This window comes from Bacillus sp. MMSF_3328 (assembly GCF_030733525.1).
GTDB lineage: Bacteria > Bacillota > Bacilli > Bacillales > Cytobacillaceae > Bacillus_AB > Bacillus_AB infantis.
The window spans coordinates 451,020-467,708 of sequence record NZ_JASHIV010000001.1 but is presented as its reverse complement, the minus strand read 5'-3'; the positions used below and the strand labels follow the sequence as shown (position 1 = coordinate 467,708).

The window sequence follows — 16,689 nt, the reverse complement described above, 5'->3', positions numbered from 1 at the left end:
CTGGGATCAATTTTAGAGATAAGCTGTATTAACATCAATGTTGGTTTTGGGCTCATTCAGCCGGATATTCATCCAAGCCGAAAGGAGTATAAAACTAAGTCCCCCCCTGATCCAAAAATCAGCATGAGATACTGCCAAGAAAAAAAGGCTTCCAATATGGAAGCCTACTCAATCGCCAGCTTTGTGCGGCCGGGCATGATAGAGAACCAGTACACAAGGAAAAGGGAGAATATACTCAGCCAAAAAGTAAAATAGCCTATCTCCGGTGTATATAAGTTCAGCACAGGATAGCGCGGCAGCATGAAGAATACATAATCGATTACATCATTATGGAGTGTCCATACAGCAGCAATGAGCAAATGAATCCACTTGATCCGGTAAAAGGGTGAATATAAGATCCCCTGGACTGCCATAGCAGCGTGGGATCCGATCAGCATCAACGCAATAGGATCAAGTTCGCCTGTCACTTTATAAACAAGCAGATTCATAACGACTGCCCAGACACCGTATTTAAAAAGCGTCACGGCCGCCAGAGCCTCTAAAAGGGGCCAGTTCCTCCGCATCAGGAAGGCAGCAAGGACAAAACAAAAAAACAGGCTGGCCGTCGGACTATCAGGAACAAACGCCAGAAAGTGCGGGGGCGTATCCTTCAGCTGCCACCCGTACCAGTAATACCCATACACCGTTCCGGCAATATTGACCACAAGCAGCAGCCATAATACCGAGCGGTTCCCCAAAATAGGATAAATCCACTTCATACCATACCCTCTTCTCTCTATCATTATGGCTATATTTTATCATAGAGGAAATTAAAGGGGGAACTTTCCGCTATAATATGCTGGAGCTGGCTTGGAGATTGCCCTTGGTTAATACCCGAGGAAAAGTGTTCAGGAAGATGTATACCCCCTAAACTGCAGGTTAACGGAAAAAGGCTATTATTATCTAAATTACTGGTTATATTGCACAAAAAAAGAAGCCGGCAATTCGCCGGCTTCTCTTCTTTTATTTACTTTCAATGCTTGAAATGAATTCAGAAAGCTTTTGAAGCTCTTCGTCAGTTCCTTTAAAGATTCCGGCAGGCATGGCACCTTGACCTTCTTTAGCGATTTTCGCCACTTCTTCAGGAGAAAGTCCTGTATCGATCAGGGCCGGAGCACCAGCTCCTCCTGCCAATTCACCGCCGTGGCAGCTGATGCAGCCTTGCGCTTCATAAATTTTATAGCCTTCTGCTTCTTTATCAATCTCCGCTTCAGCTACGATTTTACCTTGCTGCTCTGCAGCTTCCCAGTCGTGGTTGGCTACAGATTCCCAAGTTAGATAGAAGATGCCGGCAATCGCAAGCAGCATGAAACCAGTTGCGAGAGGGCGCTTAGATGGGCGCCTTTCAGGGCCGCGGTCGATGAATGGAGCAAGCATCAGCGCTCCGAAAGCCAGTCCGGGAATGATAAACGCCCCGATGACGTTATATGGGCCTGAAGCATATGTGTACTTTAATAGTTGGTATAAGAACAAGAAATACCAGTCTGGAAGCGGAATATATGCTGTATCGCTCGGATCTGCTATTTTTTCAAGCGGAGACGGGTGAGCGATGGTCAAACATAGATATCCGATCAGGAAAACGGCGCCGACCATCCATTCCTTCAATAGGAAGTTGGGCCAGAATGCTTCCGTTTTGCCAGGGTACTCCGAGTAGTCTTTCGGAATATTCGGTTTACGGTTTACAGGGACACGGGAGTCGCCTACAAACTTCATACCTTTTCCACGATGCATTGAGCATTCCCCTCCTTTTCAGTTAGCAGTAGTGAAGTTGAATTTTACAACGGTCCAGAAATACCCTGCTTACGGATCATCAGGAAGTGGGCACCCATCAGTCCAAGGAGAGCTCCAGGCAGGAAGAATACATGGATCGCAAAGAATCGTGTGATCGTCTGGGCTCCGACTATGTCAGTGCTTCCAGCCATCAGCGCTTTCAGCTGCTGACCGATCAACGGTGTTGATTCAACAATTTGAATGGTAACTTTTGTTGCAAATAACGCTTTCATATCCCAAGGAAGAAGATAGCCTGTCAGGCCGAGCGCCAGCATAACGAAGAAAATAAGCACTCCGACAACCCAGTTCAGCTCGCGAGGCTTCTTGTAGGCCCCTTGGAAGAAAACACGTAACGTATGTAGGAACATCATTACGATGACCAGGCTCGCACCCCAGTGGTGCATACCGCGGACAATCTGCCCGAAAGCAACCTGATTTTGCAGATAATAGACAGATTCCCAGGCATTCTTAATATCCGGCACATAATACATTGTAAGGAACATACCGGATAAAATCTGGATCACTGTGATGAAGAAGGTCAATCCGCCAAAGCAGTAAACGAAAGCCGAAAAGTGATGGGCAGGGTTTACATGCTCAGGTACTTCATGGTCTGCAATATCCCGCCACAAAGGCGTAATATCCAAACGCTCGTCGACCCAGTCATAAATTTTGTTTAACACTTATTACGCCCCCTTTCGCGGTTCTGCTTTTCCTAATAATAGGAAACCATCTTTTTCTTTTGTAGGATACACATCCAGCGGTGCAGCAGGAGGTGTTCCAGGCACGTTTGTTCCATCCTTCGTATAAAGCCCGCCATGGCATGGGCAGTAGAAGTGGTCTGGATTCGCCTTGTCTTTGTTCCAGTCAACAACGCAGCCTAAATGCTTACAGATAGGAGATAAGGCAACGATCTCCCCGTTTTCATCCTTATAAACCCACGCGGTGTTCGATACCTCTGAAGTATACCAGGCATCCTGCTGTTCGAATTTAAAGTCGACCCGAGTAGGTTCAGCAGTGATTTCGCTTACTTTTTGCGGTGTCGGAATGAAGTCTCCTCCCTCGCTGGCTTTCAGTATAGGATCCACGGCAAAACGGACCATCGGCATCAGCATGCCGGCCGCCATGAAACCGCCTACACCAGTAAGTGTATAGTTCAGGAATTGACGTCTTGAAACACGATGTTTGCTCATACATTTCCCCCCTCTATCATGAAATCAAGTCCAACGGACAAAATTCAACACAATATAAAACTAGGACATAACAATGATATATCAATCTTTAGGCAAGGTCAATAAAATCTGTAGGCAAACCGGCTGTTCAAAGCGGTTTTTCAGGAATTATTCACCAGCCTGCCATTTTTGTACAAATAAATTCAGCAGCTGCTTGACCTGGTCCTCCAAAACAGAGTTTCTGTACGTTTCGTCCATATGCTCCAACGGCAGGGATGGCAGCCAGAGCAATGATCCCCCAAGCTCCCCTTCAGCCATTTTCCACCCGCTGTCCGAGGTCAGATAGAACACATGCCTGAAGCCGCTTTCCAGGATAGCGGACTCCCATTTCTTCAGCTCTTCGAGATGCTCATCATGGGCTGTGTCAGATTTAAGGTAGGAAAAGCCCGGCAGCATCAAAAGCCTTCCTTTGAACTGCCTTTCCATCTGATAAGAAAGCAATGTGACAAATTCAGCCATTGAGGCAGCCTGCTTCATATCCCCTGTGAATGTGACGGGCAAAAGGGGGATGACAGCTGTGTCGACATATTCTTTTGATTTTAAATACATTTCAATATCCTGCGGAATCCACTTCATTATCACCACTCCAAATCGTATAGCTTGCCTCATTATTTTACCATAACTTCCTGCTGCTGCCGAAAGCAATGCTGAAGGGGCATCCGCCCGGATGCCCCTTCACCAGTCCAGCTATTCTATTTATGCTTTCACCATAATCATTTTCAGCTTTTCAGTGAGCTGCTTGAATGTTTCTTTATCGCCTTTATCCAGTGATTCATCAATCATCTGCATCAATTTTTCCCTCTGGAATTTAGCCAGGCTTTCGGAAAGGAAGCGTTCTGCGATCAGCCGGTCCTTCTCGCTTACCTGAAGGGTCTTCGGCATGAACGGATTTTCCTCCAGGACGGCTGCATACTGATGGGCCTTATTGGAAGCATGGAAATTAAGCTGGATGAAGATATCTTCTTCCCTGTTCAGCCTTATATCATGGAATGATTTCTCGGCATCAGTTGTCATGACATTCTCTTTGTAAAAACGGAAAGGAACTTCATCAACGCAATGAGTTGACATCACGAGGCCTCTTGGGCAATATTGTGCTTGCTCCACAAAATGCACCCGTTCCATAAGCTGGTCATGGCTCATCAAATAATTTAAAATCCAAACGCATTCGCGCCGTTTCAATTGATAATGGTTTAAGAACCAGCGGATAAAATCTTTTTTCTCGCTGACAGATACAGGGGTCGCCACCATTTGTTCCCTCCTCTGCTTGCAACTGAATTTTTGTTAGTGCCTTTTCTTACATCAGATCGCCGCTAAGCCTCTGGACGATATCGAGATATTCTTCGTTGCTCGGATCCTGCCCAAGCAGTTTCTTAAAAATTTCGGCAGCCTCTGCCCATTTTCCTTCCTCCATCAGAAAATATCCATAGTCTGACAGAAAGTCTGACTGTTCTTTAAAATAAGTATATGCTTGCTGGTATTTGTTTAATGCCAGGGAATATTCTTCTAGCTCCTGAAGGGCAGAAGCCGCATCCCAAAGGAATTGGGGCTCTTCTTCCTCCTGCGCTTCCATCGTATCCACAATGTCAAGGACATCACGGTACCGTTCCTGCTTGATGAAAAGCTTGTTCAGTGTCAAAGCCGCCTCGGTGAACTCAGGGTCCAGCACGAGTGCCATACGCAGCATGTCCTCTGCCTCGTTTTCGCGTGCAAGCTTTAAAGCAAGCCTTCCGCCATAGAAAAACAGATCCTTATTGAACTCATCATGCTTGATTCCTTCCTGGACAGCCTCAAAGCTGTTTTCGAGCTCTTCTTCACGCTCATAGGCGCGTGCGAGATGCAGATACAGGGAATGGTATTCAGGATCAAGCTCCTTCACTTCTTTGAACTTTTCAATAGCAGTCCTGTTGATCCCAGCCTGAAGGGCAGTGAATGCGTAGCTGAAAAGGGTATTGATCTCAAGACGGGCTTCGAGTGCCTTTTCATAGAATGGGATCGCTTCCTCAAATGCCCCGCCGGCACTTAGTGCCTCGGCCATCCTCTGATTCACATTTGTTCCGGCGATTTCCTGGCTCGTTTCAAGAACCTTTTCATAAGACTTGATTGCTTCTATAAATTTCCCTTGCTCCAAATATAATTCACCAAGGGCAAAATCAATGATGACCTCTTCGTCCAGAATGGACTTAGCTTTTAAAAGCTTCTGCTCGCTCACCTCATACAAGCCTTCCATCTGGTACAGATCCGCTAAAAGGAGCAGTGCCTGCGGATAGCTTGGATCCTTCTCTGAAATCCTCTCGAGAACCAGCATCGCTTCCTCTTCATTGGCCAGATCAATATGAAGCTCAGCCAGGAGGACAAGCAGTTCGCCTTCATCCGGGTAAGATTCCAGCAGCCTTTCAATCAAAGCCTTGGATTCCTCAAGCAATCCCAGCTGGAACAATTCCTCCGCCAGCACAAATCTCTCCTCATGTGAACCCTTGTCCAGGATCTGTGCATAGTCCCTCAGTGCTTCTTCATGCTGTCCATTTTCTAATAGCGATATGATTTTATTAACTTTGTCCATTGTTATATCCTTTCATGACTAAAGATGGTTGCAGATATCATTTAAAAACGGGCTGGGTTCAAATCGCGGCCGATCCCGCTTGTTATCATAATCCTGCAGCCCGGCTGACAGGCTGACCCAGTCCGTTATACTGTAAAAAAAGCCGGAATCTTTATTATAACACGCTCTCCATAGCCCGGACAGAATCTGAAATATCCGCCTGCCCTGATGATCGTTCCTTTGTGGGCCGTTATGGCAAGTCTATGACTATAATAATGAAAGAGCTCCGATTCTTCAATGTTTCTGTCTCCGCCATCCTTAACATATAAATTATAGCTTGCTTCCCCTCCTTGCCTGATGTCTCCTTTATGGGGCCAGATGCCCATCATGGCCAGGTGCTCTCTGGCGACCGGCTCTCTTTCCTGCAGTTCTTCCCCGATGTGTGCCAGTTTTTCTTTTAGCATCAGCTGCTTCCAAAAATGCTGAAGCGCTTTCTTTTCTTTTTCATCCGCTGTTTTGAAAATAGGCACAAGCGGGCAATTGTATGGAAAAACAGCTTCCCTTATCCATCCCCAGGGAACCGCCGACAGCTCTTCTTTGCTTCCAGCTTCCACAAAGACGGCCGGTATTTTTTCTGTCCGGCATTTCCTGATGAAAGAAGGTGACAAGAGCCTGGCAGGAACTTTGACAGCAATCACATAATCGGCCGGAGAGCTGATCAAACTTGACTTTACGGTTTTTATTCGGGAAAACAGCCGGGATTCCTGCCGCACTTCTGCAAAAGTTAAAAAAGAAGTCATCCCTTTCATAAGCATTTCGTTAATAAAATAGCTTTTCTGCTCTGAAAAGGGTCTGTCCAGCGGAGGTGCAGGATCATACATGACCTGAGCAGGCGCCATAATATAATCTTCTGCATTCATTTTCATGAACGAATAGCGGGGGAAAGAGTCCCGGATGCCAGTTATTTTCCCTTTTTCCACCAGCAGTGAAGCCTTCTGAAATGTCTGCTGCTTGAGAATATTGGCATTCTCAATAATATATGCCATAATACCACCCTTTTAAATGGTCTTATGACAAGCTATGAAATAATCTTAGATTTATGTTTGAAAGTTTTTAAGCCAGAGATGGTTTATTGAGAAGGATGTTCTGTTGAGCTGGACTGTGGAAAAACTCAGTCAGCGAAACGGAGCAGAAATGGTTGTGGAATACATCAAAAGCAAGGAGTTATTCACAAAAAAAGGGCCCGGCCATCCCGAACCCCACATGTATGAAACTTCCTCCCCTTAGCCGATCAGTGACTCCAGATGCTCAAAAAATGCCGGATAGGAAACTGAAATGGCTTCAGCGCCAGAGAGAGATACTTCCCCGGTGCAGATGGCAGCCCCGATGGCGAGCATCATGCCGATCCTGTGGTCGCCATGGCTTGAAACACTCCCGCCTTTCAGCTGAGTCCGTCCATTGATGACCATCCCGTCAGCTGTTGCTTCAATATCCGCTCCAAGCTTTTTCAGCTCGTTGACGACTGTATCTATGCGATTGGTTTCCTTGACTTTCAATTCTTCAGCATCTTTAATGACCGTTTTCCCTTCCGCCTGGGTTGCCAGAAGCGCAATAATCGGAATTTCGTCGATCAGTCTTGGAATGATATCTCCTTCAATGACGGTTCCCTTTAATTGCGAGAATCGTATGGTGATATCTCCTGCAGGTTCTGCACTCTCATTATTGTACGGAAGAATGGTCATGTCAGCTCCCATACGCTGAAGAACTTCCAGGATGCCTGTCCTTGTCGGATTCAAGCCGACATTTCGGAGGACTATTTCACTGCCGGGAATGATTGCGCCAGCAGACAGGAAAAAGGCTGCAGAAGAAATATCCCCGGGAACATGAACCTTTGCCGCTTTCAGCTTCTGCCCGCCCTGCAAACGGACTTCTGTCCCCTCTGAAACAATCTCTCCGCCGAATTGGCGGATCATCCTCTCAGTATGATCGCGCGTCTTTGCAGGTTCAATAAGGACGGTTTCCCCGCTTGCCTGAAGACCGGCAAACAAGAGGGAAGATTTCACCTGGGCGCTGGCAACCGGCAACTCATACCTGATGCCCTTAACCTCGCCTCCCTGTATGGAAAGAGGGGTAAATTCCCCGCCTTTTCTTCCTCTTATTTGTGCACCCATTTCTGATAAGGGAACAGAAACACGTGTCATCGGCCTCTTGGCAATTGACTCGTCGCCCGCCAAAACGGCATGGAACGGGAGACCTGCAAGAATGCCCAGCAAAAGCCTTATTGTAGTGCCGGAGTTCCCGACATCCAGGACTTCATTAGGCTCATTCAGCCCTTCAAAGCCCCTTCCATCGATGATCATTTTGTCTCCCTCGTTTGTGATCGAAACACCAAGCTTGCGGAAGCAGGATACAGTGCTTAAGCAATCTTCCCCCATCAGGAAGTTGGTTACTTCCGTCCTGCCTTCTGCAATAGCTCCAAACATGATGGAACGGTGGGAAACAGATTTATCACCCGGAATATCAATCTCGCCCCTGAGGCTGCCTGTATTTGTTTTCAAAATAACTGATTCCATTCTTCATCACCTTTCTTCGATAGCATATTATGGCCCGGCTGAGGTTTCATAGGCGGTATAATGATGAATGCATGCTGCCGCCCGGTCCCTGTCCTCTTCCGTCTGAAAACTGATCACAAGCACCCCGTATATTTCTTCCCTTGTCTCAAGGATTCTGATATTGGTTATGCTGATCTCCGCTTTGGCCAGATAGCCGGTGATTTCAGAAATGACCCCGGGATAGTCGGGAACATCAACGAATAAATCATAGAACGCAGGAATGGCACCCTTCTGCTTCTGGGGCAGGTCATCCCTGAATTGCTTGGCGCCCGCAAAATACTGCTGGATATCCTCTGAACTTTGATTTGCCAGCATCACTGCCACCCGCTCCATTTCCGCCTGCCAGCTTCCCAGAAGCTTCAGGAGTACTTCCTTGTTAGCAAGAAGGATATCTCTCCACATTTCGGGGCTGCTTGAGGCGATTCTTGTAATATCACGGAATCCCCCTGCAGCAAGCCGGGGGACCAGCTCATGGGAGCGGCTTTCCTTTTCAGCCTGGTGAACGAGCGAGGCCGCTATGATATGGGGGAAATGGCTGATGATGCCTGTTAGATAATCATGCTCTTCCGGTGACACCTGGATGAATTTTGCTTTTGTCCCTGCAAGCCATTCCTTTAGCGCCATAATGTCCTTCTCCTTAACATGTGGCTCTGGAGTAAGCAGATAGAATGCGTTCTCGAATAAAATTTCCTTCGCTGCGATCACACCGCTTTTATGGGAGCCTGCCATAGGATGGCCTCCGATGAATATGATTCCCTTTTCTTTAAGGCCTGCAGCACTTTTGACGACCTCTGCCTTTGTACTTCCTGCATCAGAAATAATGACGCCTTTTTTCAGCTGCATTCTGCCCAGTCTGGCAAGTATATCGGCAGTTACCTTCACAGGCGCGGCCAGCAGGATTAAATCAGCCTTTGCCGCTCCTTCTTCAATGCTATCCTCAGCCTCATCAATCACTCCCAGCATCCTTGCGAGCCTGCATTGCTCCGCATTAATATCAAAACCGGCTATGGATGCTTCTTTATGCTGCCGCTTTATGCCGAGAGCCAGTGAACCGCCTATCAGCCCGAGGCCGATAATGAATACGCGGCCTTTCATAAAAAATCACCGCCTTTGCCATGCTGCTCTTTTGCTTATCCGGACTGACCCACTTGGATGCTGGTCCTTATAGGGCCGCTGCTGTTTCCTCCAAAAATTGGCCGATCAGTTCCATAATTTCTTCATTCTGCTCTTTTGAGCCTATCGTGACCCTTATGGACTGCGGGCAGCCAAGACCTGCGCCAGACCGTACGATATAGCCTTTTTCCAGCAGATATTGAAAAACTTCATTAGCATCGCGCTTAAAATCAATCAAGATGAAATTGCCCTGGGACGGATAATAACTAAGACCTGCCTGGTCGCAGAATGAGTAGAACTGTTCCAGCCCTTCTCTGTTCCTGTTCCGGCATTCTTCCACATATTGCTGATCCTTAACCGCTTCCGCAGCAGCCATCTGTGCAAAAGTATTCACATTGAACGGCTCCCTCGCAGGCTCCAGCGCCCTGATTACGTCCTCCCCGGCGATGCCATACCCGATCCTGAGGCTGGCAAGACCGTAGATTTTTGAGAAGGTCCTGAGCACAATCAGATTGCTGAACTTCTCCAGCAGGCTCACTGCATGGTAGTAATCATCAGCAACTGCATACTCGCAATAGGCCTCGTCGAGTACCACAAGTATGTCTTCCGGCACCTTTTCCAGGAATGAAACAAGCTTGCTCTCATTTATATAGATCCCAGTCGGATTATTCGGGCTGCAGAGCCATACAACAGATGTATTTTCATCAATGGCTTCAAGCATCCCCTCCAGATCATGGGCACCGTCAAGCAGGGGAATCTCCTTCACTTCAGCACCTTCAATCACTGCATTGTGCTTATACTGGGGGAATGTCGGTGCAGCCATGATTGTATTCCTTCCAGGCCCCAGCAGGGCGCGCGAGATGATCTGGATCACTTCATCCGAACCATTGCCGAATATAAGCTGTCCTGGTTCAGTTCCAAGATGGGAAGCCAATATGCTTCTCAGTTCGCCGGCATATCCATCTGGATATTTTGCAAAAATGCCCGAGCTTTTTTGAAGGGCTTTTGCTGCTTCTTCCGAGCATCCGAAAGGATTCTCATTTGATGCAAGCTTCACAATCTTTTCAAGCCCATATTCTTTTTTTACGTCTTCAATAGATTTGCCTGGCTGGTATGGTGTTAAATCCAGCAATTGTTTTTTCCACTTCATAATATAAACCGCCCCTCCAACTCTTCTTTCCGCTACCTAATTAAAGTAATAAAGAACTTGCTTTTATTTTATCATAAGCGCGCCTGTCTGGTGAGAGGCAGAATCATTTCTTTTCCAAATCAGGCCTGAGGACAACCGCTCCCCCAAGATAAACATGGCTGATCTCCTGCTGGCTCTTTTCTGTATTTAAATGGATCATAACCCGGATGCAAAGCGGCAGAGCGTCCTGTACCGACATTTCACGCATGCACATTACAGGTACATGCTTCCAGCCATCAAGCGTCCGCATGGCTTTGGCAGGGAAACCCTGGTCAATATCATCAGTCGCGGAGATGAATACAGAAGCAACCTCTTCCGGGGCTATGCTGTTTTCATCTATCATTTTCTTTAACAGGAGTTCTGCTGCTGCTGCAATCTCTTTTTCTGTGTTCGATTGCACTGTAATTGCTCCCCTGACACCTCTGATCATTTTTCAGCCCCCTTTACGGCAAACATCTCCAGCGCTTCCTTAAGCTCCCCGTCAGGGATTTCTGAGAGAACCGGATGGCCGATACTATCAAGAAGAACAAAGTTCACTGCTTGCCCGATTGCCTTTTTATCCTTCTTCATCCTGGACAGAAGTTCTGCAGGATGAAGGCCCTCCGGCATTGAAATGGAATAGCCCAGGCCCATCAGCCAGTCCCGGAATTGCCCGGTATCGAAATCGAGTCCGCATTTTTCGATGCTTAGTTCCAGGGCATACAGCATCCCGATGACCACCGCTTCGCCGTGTGTCATTTTTCCATATCCGGATTCCGCTTCAATTGCATGTCCGAGTGTGTGGCCAAAATTCAAGAAGGCCCTGACCCCTGCTTCCTTTTCATCCTCGGAAACAAAAGCATTTTTAACCTGTATGCCTTTCGAAAGAATGAACAGCCATTCCTCATCTTTCATGTCCTTAAGCGAGTGGACATTATCCAGCAGCCAGCTGTAAAAAGAATGGTCCTTAATGAGTGCGTGCTTGACTGCTTCACCAAACCCTGACCTTATCTCCCTATCGGGCAGCGACTTTAAAAAATCCAGGTCATAAACAACAGCTTCAGGCTGATGGAATGCACCAATCATATTTTTGCCTTCAGGATGGTTGATGCCTACCTTGCCTCCCACTGCGCTGTCATGCGCAAGTATGGTTGTCGGAACCTGGATGAACGGGATGCCCCTCATGAAGGTGGCGGCAGCAAAGCCTGCGAGATCTCCCACTGCTCCTCCCCCCAGGGCGATGACAGCCGATTTCCTATCAAGTTTCTTTTCAAGAGCAAAAGTCAAAGCTGCATAATAAACGTCAAACGTTTTTGCTTTTTCCCCGCTTGGAACAATATGTATAGAAGGATTAAATTCAGCAAGGGCTTCTTTCACCCTGTCAAGATGCAGGGATGCTACTGTCTCATCCGTTATAATCAGCAGGCTGGACAGGCCGGGAAGCTTCTCTCTAAGCAAGCCGCCCAGTTCTCTCACAGCACCGGCGCCGATCAGGACCGGATATTCTTTTGAAGGGGTTTTAATGGTGATGGTCTCCATTAAAATTCCCTCGCATATTTCCGCTGTGCATTTACACTATCAATCAGAGCATCCATTCTGTCTGCATAAAACTGGCCGCATATAGCGGAGGCCAGTTCCCAGGCAACGACATTTTCTGCAACAACGGCAGCAGCAGGGACAGCGCAGCTGTCAGACCGCTCAATGCTTGCAGTGAATGGCTCTTTCGTTTCGATGTCTACACTCTGCAGCGGCTTATACAGGGTAGGAATCGGCTTCATAACACCTCTTACTACAATCGGCATCCCTGTAGTCATACCGCCTTCAAATCCTCCAAGGCGATTAGTTTTCCTGGTATAGCCATCTTCACTATTCCAGGCAATCTCGTCATGGACCTCGCTTCCAGGCTTGCGAGCAGCCTCAAACCCCAGTCCGAATTCGACTCCTTTGAATGCATTGATGCTAACGATGGCAGCAGCCAGCTTTGCATCCAGCTTCCTGTCATAATGGACATATGATCCAACGCCTGCAGGCATACCTTCAACAATTACTTCGACAATCCCGCCGATTGAATCGCCATTGGCCTTTGCATCGTCAATGGCCTGCATCATCCTTGGCTCTGCTTCCGGATCAAGGCAGCGGACCGGAGAGTTTTCCGTCCTTTCCTTTACTTCGGCCAGGCTTTCATACGAAGCAGCGGCAGATTGGATCCCGCCGATTTCAACTACATGTGAGGCGACTTCAATTCCCAGCAGACTGAGCAGCTTCTTAGCTGCAGCTCCGGCTGCCACCCTGACTGTCGTTTCCCTGGCAGATGAACGCTCCAATACATTGCGCATGTCGCGGTGCCCGTACTTGATGGCACCGTTCAAATCTGCATGCCCTGGGCGCGGCCGTGAGATTTTCCTCTTTATTTCGCTTTCTTCTTCAGGAGAAACCGGCTCCTGGCCCATAACTTTTGTCCAGTGCTTCCAGTCGTTATTCTCTACTTCAAGTGCGACCGGTGAACCTAAAGTGTAGCCATGGCGGATTCCGCCGGCAATTTGCACGGTATCCTTTTCAATCTGCATCCGCCTTCCGCGGCCATGGCCTTTCTGCCTTCTGGCCAGTTCGGCATTAATATCTTCTTCGAGCAGCGGCATTCCTGCCGGCAGCCCTTCAATAATAACGGTCAGCTGAGGACCGTGTGATTCACCTGCTGTTAAGTATCTCAAAACTCTTTCCCCCTTCAACTCATTAAAGGATTATGTACCAATATATCACACACACTATCATTAGCATAGCAAAAATTAAGAATTTTTCAGACAGCTGGCGAAAAAAACTCATTCAGCTTCTCCCGGCAAGTTCCCCTCCTGTTTGCCGATGATGCCATTTTAGCATGCCTCCAGCGGCACTACAAAAACAAGTGCAATAAGCAATCCTTCTTATAATAGAAAAAAACCATGAAGACCTCTTCACAGTTTTTACTTCCCTCTATTTTTTCCTGTAAAAAAACGTGTCCTCCGTTGCCAGCCCATACAGGCCGGGATTGAAGATCTGCTCTGTACTGCCTACAAAGAACAGCCCTCCGGGCTTCAAGGCTCCGCTGAACTTGTGGTAAAGCCCATCCTTTGCTTCTTCTGTAAAATAAATAAGGACATTCCGACATACGATTAAATCATACGGACCTCCGAAGGGATCAGACAGCAGATTCTGTTTTTTAAAGACAACAGTCTTTTTTATCTCGTCTGATATTTTGTAAAGGCTTCCTTCTTGTGTAAAGTACTTCTTTTTCATCTCAAGAGGCATCTCATTCAGAGATCTCTCCTGGTATATGCCTGCCTGCGCTCTTGCCAGCACTTTTTCGTCAATATCTGTAGCAAGCACCTGGATTTGAGAGAGAGGCAAGAATTTTGCCAGAATCATGGCAATCGTATAAGGCTCCTCTCCTGTGGAGCAGGCTGCGCTCCATACCTTCAGCCTGCCTCCTCTGGCAGACATAGCAGGCAGCAGCTGAGTTTCAAGTATGTCCCACCGTTTCGCATTTCGGTAAAACTCAGATACATTAATGGTCATGCGATCAAGGAACTCATCCAGCAATTCTTTATTCCTGCTTAACCCCTGGTAGAAATCCGAAAAAGAATGGTACCCTTTTTTTTCATAAAGAGATATAAGGCGCCTTTTCATCTGCGCCTCTTTATAAAGTGAAAGATCGATTCCTGTCTTTGTTTTAATCTGTCTGATGAACTCCTGATATTCCCCCGGCATTTCTGTTCTCCCTTATTGCTTATTTAAAACTAGTATAGCTGAAAAAAGAGAAAGGAGAGTGTTTTTTTTCTATATTTCGCCAAAAAATGTGTATGCGGTTACAAAAAAAGACACTTGCAGGCAAGTGTCTTTAATGGATTAGTTAACCCAGTCATTAATCAGTTTGGAATAGCCGGCAAGCTCGGATTCGTTGAAGAAAAGGCCGATTTCACGTTCTGCACTCTCAGGAGAGTCTGAGCCGTGAATGATATTCTTGCCTACAGTTACGGCAAAATCTCCGCGGATTGTCCCTGGGGCAGCATCCTTAGGATTTGTGGATCCCATCATCTGGCGGGCTGTCGCAATAACATTTTCCCCTTCCCAAACCATTGCAAATACCGGTCCGGAAGTAATGAAATCAACAAGTTCACCAAAGAATGGGCGCTCTTTATGCTCTCCGTAATGCTGCTCAGCCAGTTCCTTTGAAATAACCATCAATTTACCGCCGGCAAGCTGAAAGCCTTTTTTCTCAAAACGGCTGACAATTTCACCGACAAGGTTGCGCTGGACGCCGTCAGGCTTGACCATTAAAAATGTTTTCTCCATTGTCTCCACTCCTAAAATCTTATGTATGAACAGCTCTATAATAGAGACATCCATGGAGAATAGTATCATTTTTTCGACAATTCTGCAACCGCTTAAAACTTTCTCTTGCCAATAAATTTAGCAATATCCCGGAGCGATTTTTTGGCCCTGTTTTGCGGAAGGGTATCAAGGACTGCAAGCGCCTTGGACAAATATTGGTTGCTGACAGTAAAGGAACGCTCAATTGCGCCGGAATTTTTAATCAAGGAGATCACTTTTTCAATTTCTTTTCTATCCATCGTTTCATTCACTTTAACGATTTCCCGGCGAATGTCTTCGTCCTCCATGGCAAATAGGACAGGCAGCGTAATATTCCCCTGGAGCAGGTCTCCCCCTGCAGGCTTTCCAAGTTCCTTCTCCGTTCCCGTGAAATCAAGGATATCATCGGTAATCTGAAAGGACATCCCAACATAGTAGCCGAATTTGTACAGCTTCTTGTGGATGCTTTCATCTACTCCGGCAGCAACTGCCCCAAGCTGGCAGCTTGCCGCAATCAGCAGTGCCGTCTTTCTTTTGATCCTCAAGAGGTAGTCCCTGAGGTTCTGGTCAAATCGGTATTTGTCCTTGATCTGCTCAATTTCCCCCACACAAACCTCCACAATGGTCTTTGCCAGGATTTCATGGGCTTCCGGCCGCTCTATTTCCGTCATCACTTCGAGGGACTTGGCAAAAATATAATCGCCTGTATACATAGCCGTCCGGTTGTCCCATTTCGCTTTGATGGTGGGTTTCCCCCTGCGGAGCTCTGCATCATCAATTACATCATCATGCACCAGGGAAGCCATATGGATGAGTTCCAGTGCTACAGCCACTTTTTTTATCTCGCTGATATCATAGGAACCGAATTTTGCAGACAGCAAAACAAAAACAGGACGGATTCTTTTTCCTCCTGCCTGCAGCAAATGCATGGATGCATTTCGCAATAAAGGAGACTCTGCCTGCACGGTCTCCTCTAATGACTGTTCAATAATATTAATGTCAGAATCTAAAAATGAATACATCATCTTTAATTTCATCTTGTATCCACCCAGCTTTAATCATGTTTGCAAGCCTGTTAAATCGACGAGCAACAAGTACTTATTTTCTCGGGGCCTGCCAGTCTCGGAAAGCCCCATCTTTCTCCGGCTGCAAACAGATGCAGAACTTACTTCAAGCCGGTATGGACAGCAGCAACTCCACCGCTGTACGGCTTGAAGGATACATTACTGAAGCCAGCGCTCTCAAACATCGCAGCAAGCTCCTTCATGCCTGGAAAATCTCTTGCCGACTCCTGAAGCCAGGAATATTCCTTATAGCTTTTCGCAAACACCCTTCCAAACAGCGGCATGATGTAGCGGAAATAAGCATAATAGAGCTGCTTGTAGCCGAACATGGTCGGCTGGGAGGTTTCCAGGCATACTGCCATCCCGCCCGGCTTAAGGACCCGGTTCATTTCCTTCAGGACCTGCATATAATCCGGGACATTCCTCAGGCCAAAGCCAATGGTGACATAATCAAAAGAATTGTCTTCAAACGGCAGCTCCATCGCATTGCCGTGAATGAGCTCCACCTGGGACAAATTCCTGCTTTTCACCTTTTCCTCGCCGATCTTCAGCATATTTTTACTGAAATCCAGCCCTTTGACTTCACCTTCAGTACCGACAGCTTCTGCAAGCGCAATGGTCCAGTCTGCAGTCCCGCAGCATAGATCCAGTGCTTTCTGCCCTTTTTGGACATTCATCTTTTTCATGGTATCCCTGCGCCATCGCTTATGCTGCTGGAAGCTGATGACAGAATTCATCTGGTCATAGTTTCCGTATATTTTCTCGAATACGCCGTGTACGCGCTCTGCTTTGGATTGTTGTTCCATAA

Annotated in this window: 18 protein-coding genes; all 18 read right to left on the bottom strand. The window is 47.1% G+C overall.

Annotation, left to right across the window (positions count from 1 at the left end):
- Window positions 1-164 precede the first annotated feature (164 nt).
- Entirely contained in the window at window positions 165-758 is a 594-nt protein-coding gene (lhaT, locus tag RBB45_RS02365) for a lipoprotein heptaprenylglyceryl N-acetyltransferase LhaT (RefSeq protein ID WP_306009056.1), read from the bottom strand.
- A 244-nt stretch (window positions 759-1,002) separates the two neighbouring features.
- Window positions 1,003-1,770, bottom strand: a complete 768-nt coding sequence (locus tag RBB45_RS02360) for a menaquinol-cytochrome c reductase cytochrome b/c subunit (protein ID WP_009791279.1) — start codon at window positions 1,768-1,770, stop codon at window positions 1,003-1,005.
- A gap of 44 nt (window positions 1,771-1,814) precedes the next feature.
- Window positions 1,815-2,489, bottom strand: a complete 675-nt coding sequence (qcrB, locus tag RBB45_RS02355; protein ID WP_009791280.1) for a menaquinol-cytochrome c reductase cytochrome b subunit — start codon at window positions 2,487-2,489, stop codon at window positions 1,815-1,817.
- Between the two features lie 3 nt (window positions 2,490-2,492).
- Window positions 2,493-2,999, bottom strand: a complete 507-nt coding sequence (locus RBB45_RS02350; protein WP_022544136.1) for a QcrA and Rieske domain-containing protein — start codon at window positions 2,997-2,999, stop codon at window positions 2,493-2,495.
- A gap of 147 nt (window positions 3,000-3,146) precedes the next feature.
- Complete coding sequence (locus RBB45_RS02345) at window positions 3,147-3,614, bottom strand: YpiF family protein (protein ID WP_009791282.1); 468 nt, start codon at window positions 3,612-3,614, stop codon at window positions 3,147-3,149.
- 120 nt (window positions 3,615-3,734) lie between these two features.
- Window positions 3,735-4,283 (bottom strand): ReoY family proteolytic degradation factor, encoded by a 549-nt coding sequence (locus tag RBB45_RS02340; RefSeq protein ID WP_035401136.1) that lies wholly within the window; start codon window positions 4,281-4,283, stop codon window positions 3,735-3,737.
- Between the two features lie 49 nt (window positions 4,284-4,332).
- Window positions 4,333-5,598 carry a tetratricopeptide repeat protein gene (locus tag RBB45_RS02335; RefSeq protein ID WP_022544137.1) on the bottom strand — a complete coding sequence of 422 codons (1,266 nt, stop codon included), beginning with the start codon at window positions 5,596-5,598 and terminating at the stop codon, window positions 4,333-4,335.
- 125 nt (window positions 5,599-5,723) lie between these two features.
- Window positions 5,724-6,623 (bottom strand): hypothetical protein, encoded by a 900-nt coding sequence (locus RBB45_RS02330; RefSeq protein ID WP_009794855.1) that lies wholly within the window; start codon window positions 6,621-6,623, stop codon window positions 5,724-5,726.
- A gap of 237 nt (window positions 6,624-6,860) precedes the next feature.
- Complete coding sequence (gene aroA / locus RBB45_RS02325; RefSeq protein ID WP_306009055.1) at window positions 6,861-8,150, bottom strand: 3-phosphoshikimate 1-carboxyvinyltransferase; 1,290 nt, start codon at window positions 8,148-8,150, stop codon at window positions 6,861-6,863.
- Window positions 8,151-8,177: 27 nt separating this feature from the next.
- Window positions 8,178-9,284 (bottom strand): prephenate dehydrogenase, encoded by a 1,107-nt coding sequence (locus RBB45_RS02320; RefSeq protein ID WP_094767153.1) that lies wholly within the window; start codon window positions 9,282-9,284, stop codon window positions 8,178-8,180.
- A 67-nt stretch (window positions 9,285-9,351) separates the two neighbouring features.
- Window positions 9,352-10,452, bottom strand: a complete 1,101-nt coding sequence (gene hisC, locus RBB45_RS02315) for a histidinol-phosphate transaminase (RefSeq protein ID WP_148949143.1) — start codon at window positions 10,450-10,452, stop codon at window positions 9,352-9,354.
- A 103-nt stretch (window positions 10,453-10,555) separates the two neighbouring features.
- Window positions 10,556-10,921, bottom strand: coding sequence for a chorismate mutase (gene aroH, locus RBB45_RS02310; RefSeq protein WP_009794850.1), 366 nt, complete (start codon window positions 10,919-10,921; stop codon window positions 10,556-10,558).
- A complete protein-coding gene (gene aroB, locus RBB45_RS02305) occupies window positions 10,918-12,009 on the bottom strand; it encodes a 3-dehydroquinate synthase (RefSeq protein ID WP_306009054.1) in 1,092 nt (363 codons plus the stop codon). The genes aroH and aroB overlap by 4 nt, the downstream gene beginning before the upstream one ends.
- Window positions 12,009-13,181 (bottom strand): chorismate synthase, encoded by a 1,173-nt coding sequence (gene aroC / locus RBB45_RS02300; protein WP_009794848.1) that lies wholly within the window; start codon window positions 13,179-13,181, stop codon window positions 12,009-12,011. The genes aroB and aroC overlap by 1 nt, the downstream gene beginning before the upstream one ends.
- A gap of 259 nt (window positions 13,182-13,440) precedes the next feature.
- Entirely contained in the window at window positions 13,441-14,214 is a 774-nt protein-coding gene (locus tag RBB45_RS02295) for a CheR family methyltransferase (protein ID WP_009794847.1), read from the bottom strand.
- Window positions 14,215-14,352: 138 nt separating this feature from the next.
- The gene (gene ndk / locus RBB45_RS02290; protein ID WP_094767149.1) at window positions 14,353-14,799 is read right to left on the bottom strand and encodes a nucleoside-diphosphate kinase; all 447 of its coding nucleotides are present in this window, start codon (window positions 14,797-14,799) and stop codon (window positions 14,353-14,355) included.
- Between the two features lie 92 nt (window positions 14,800-14,891).
- On the bottom strand, window positions 14,892-15,854 hold the full coding sequence (gene hepT, locus RBB45_RS02285; protein WP_009794845.1) for a heptaprenyl diphosphate synthase component II: 963 nt from the start codon (window positions 15,852-15,854) through the stop codon (window positions 14,892-14,894).
- A 128-nt stretch (window positions 15,855-15,982) separates the two neighbouring features.
- Window positions 15,983-16,687 (bottom strand): demethylmenaquinone methyltransferase, encoded by a 705-nt coding sequence (locus RBB45_RS02280; RefSeq protein ID WP_094767147.1) that lies wholly within the window; start codon window positions 16,685-16,687, stop codon window positions 15,983-15,985.
- Between the last annotated feature and the right edge of the window lie 2 nt (window positions 16,688-16,689).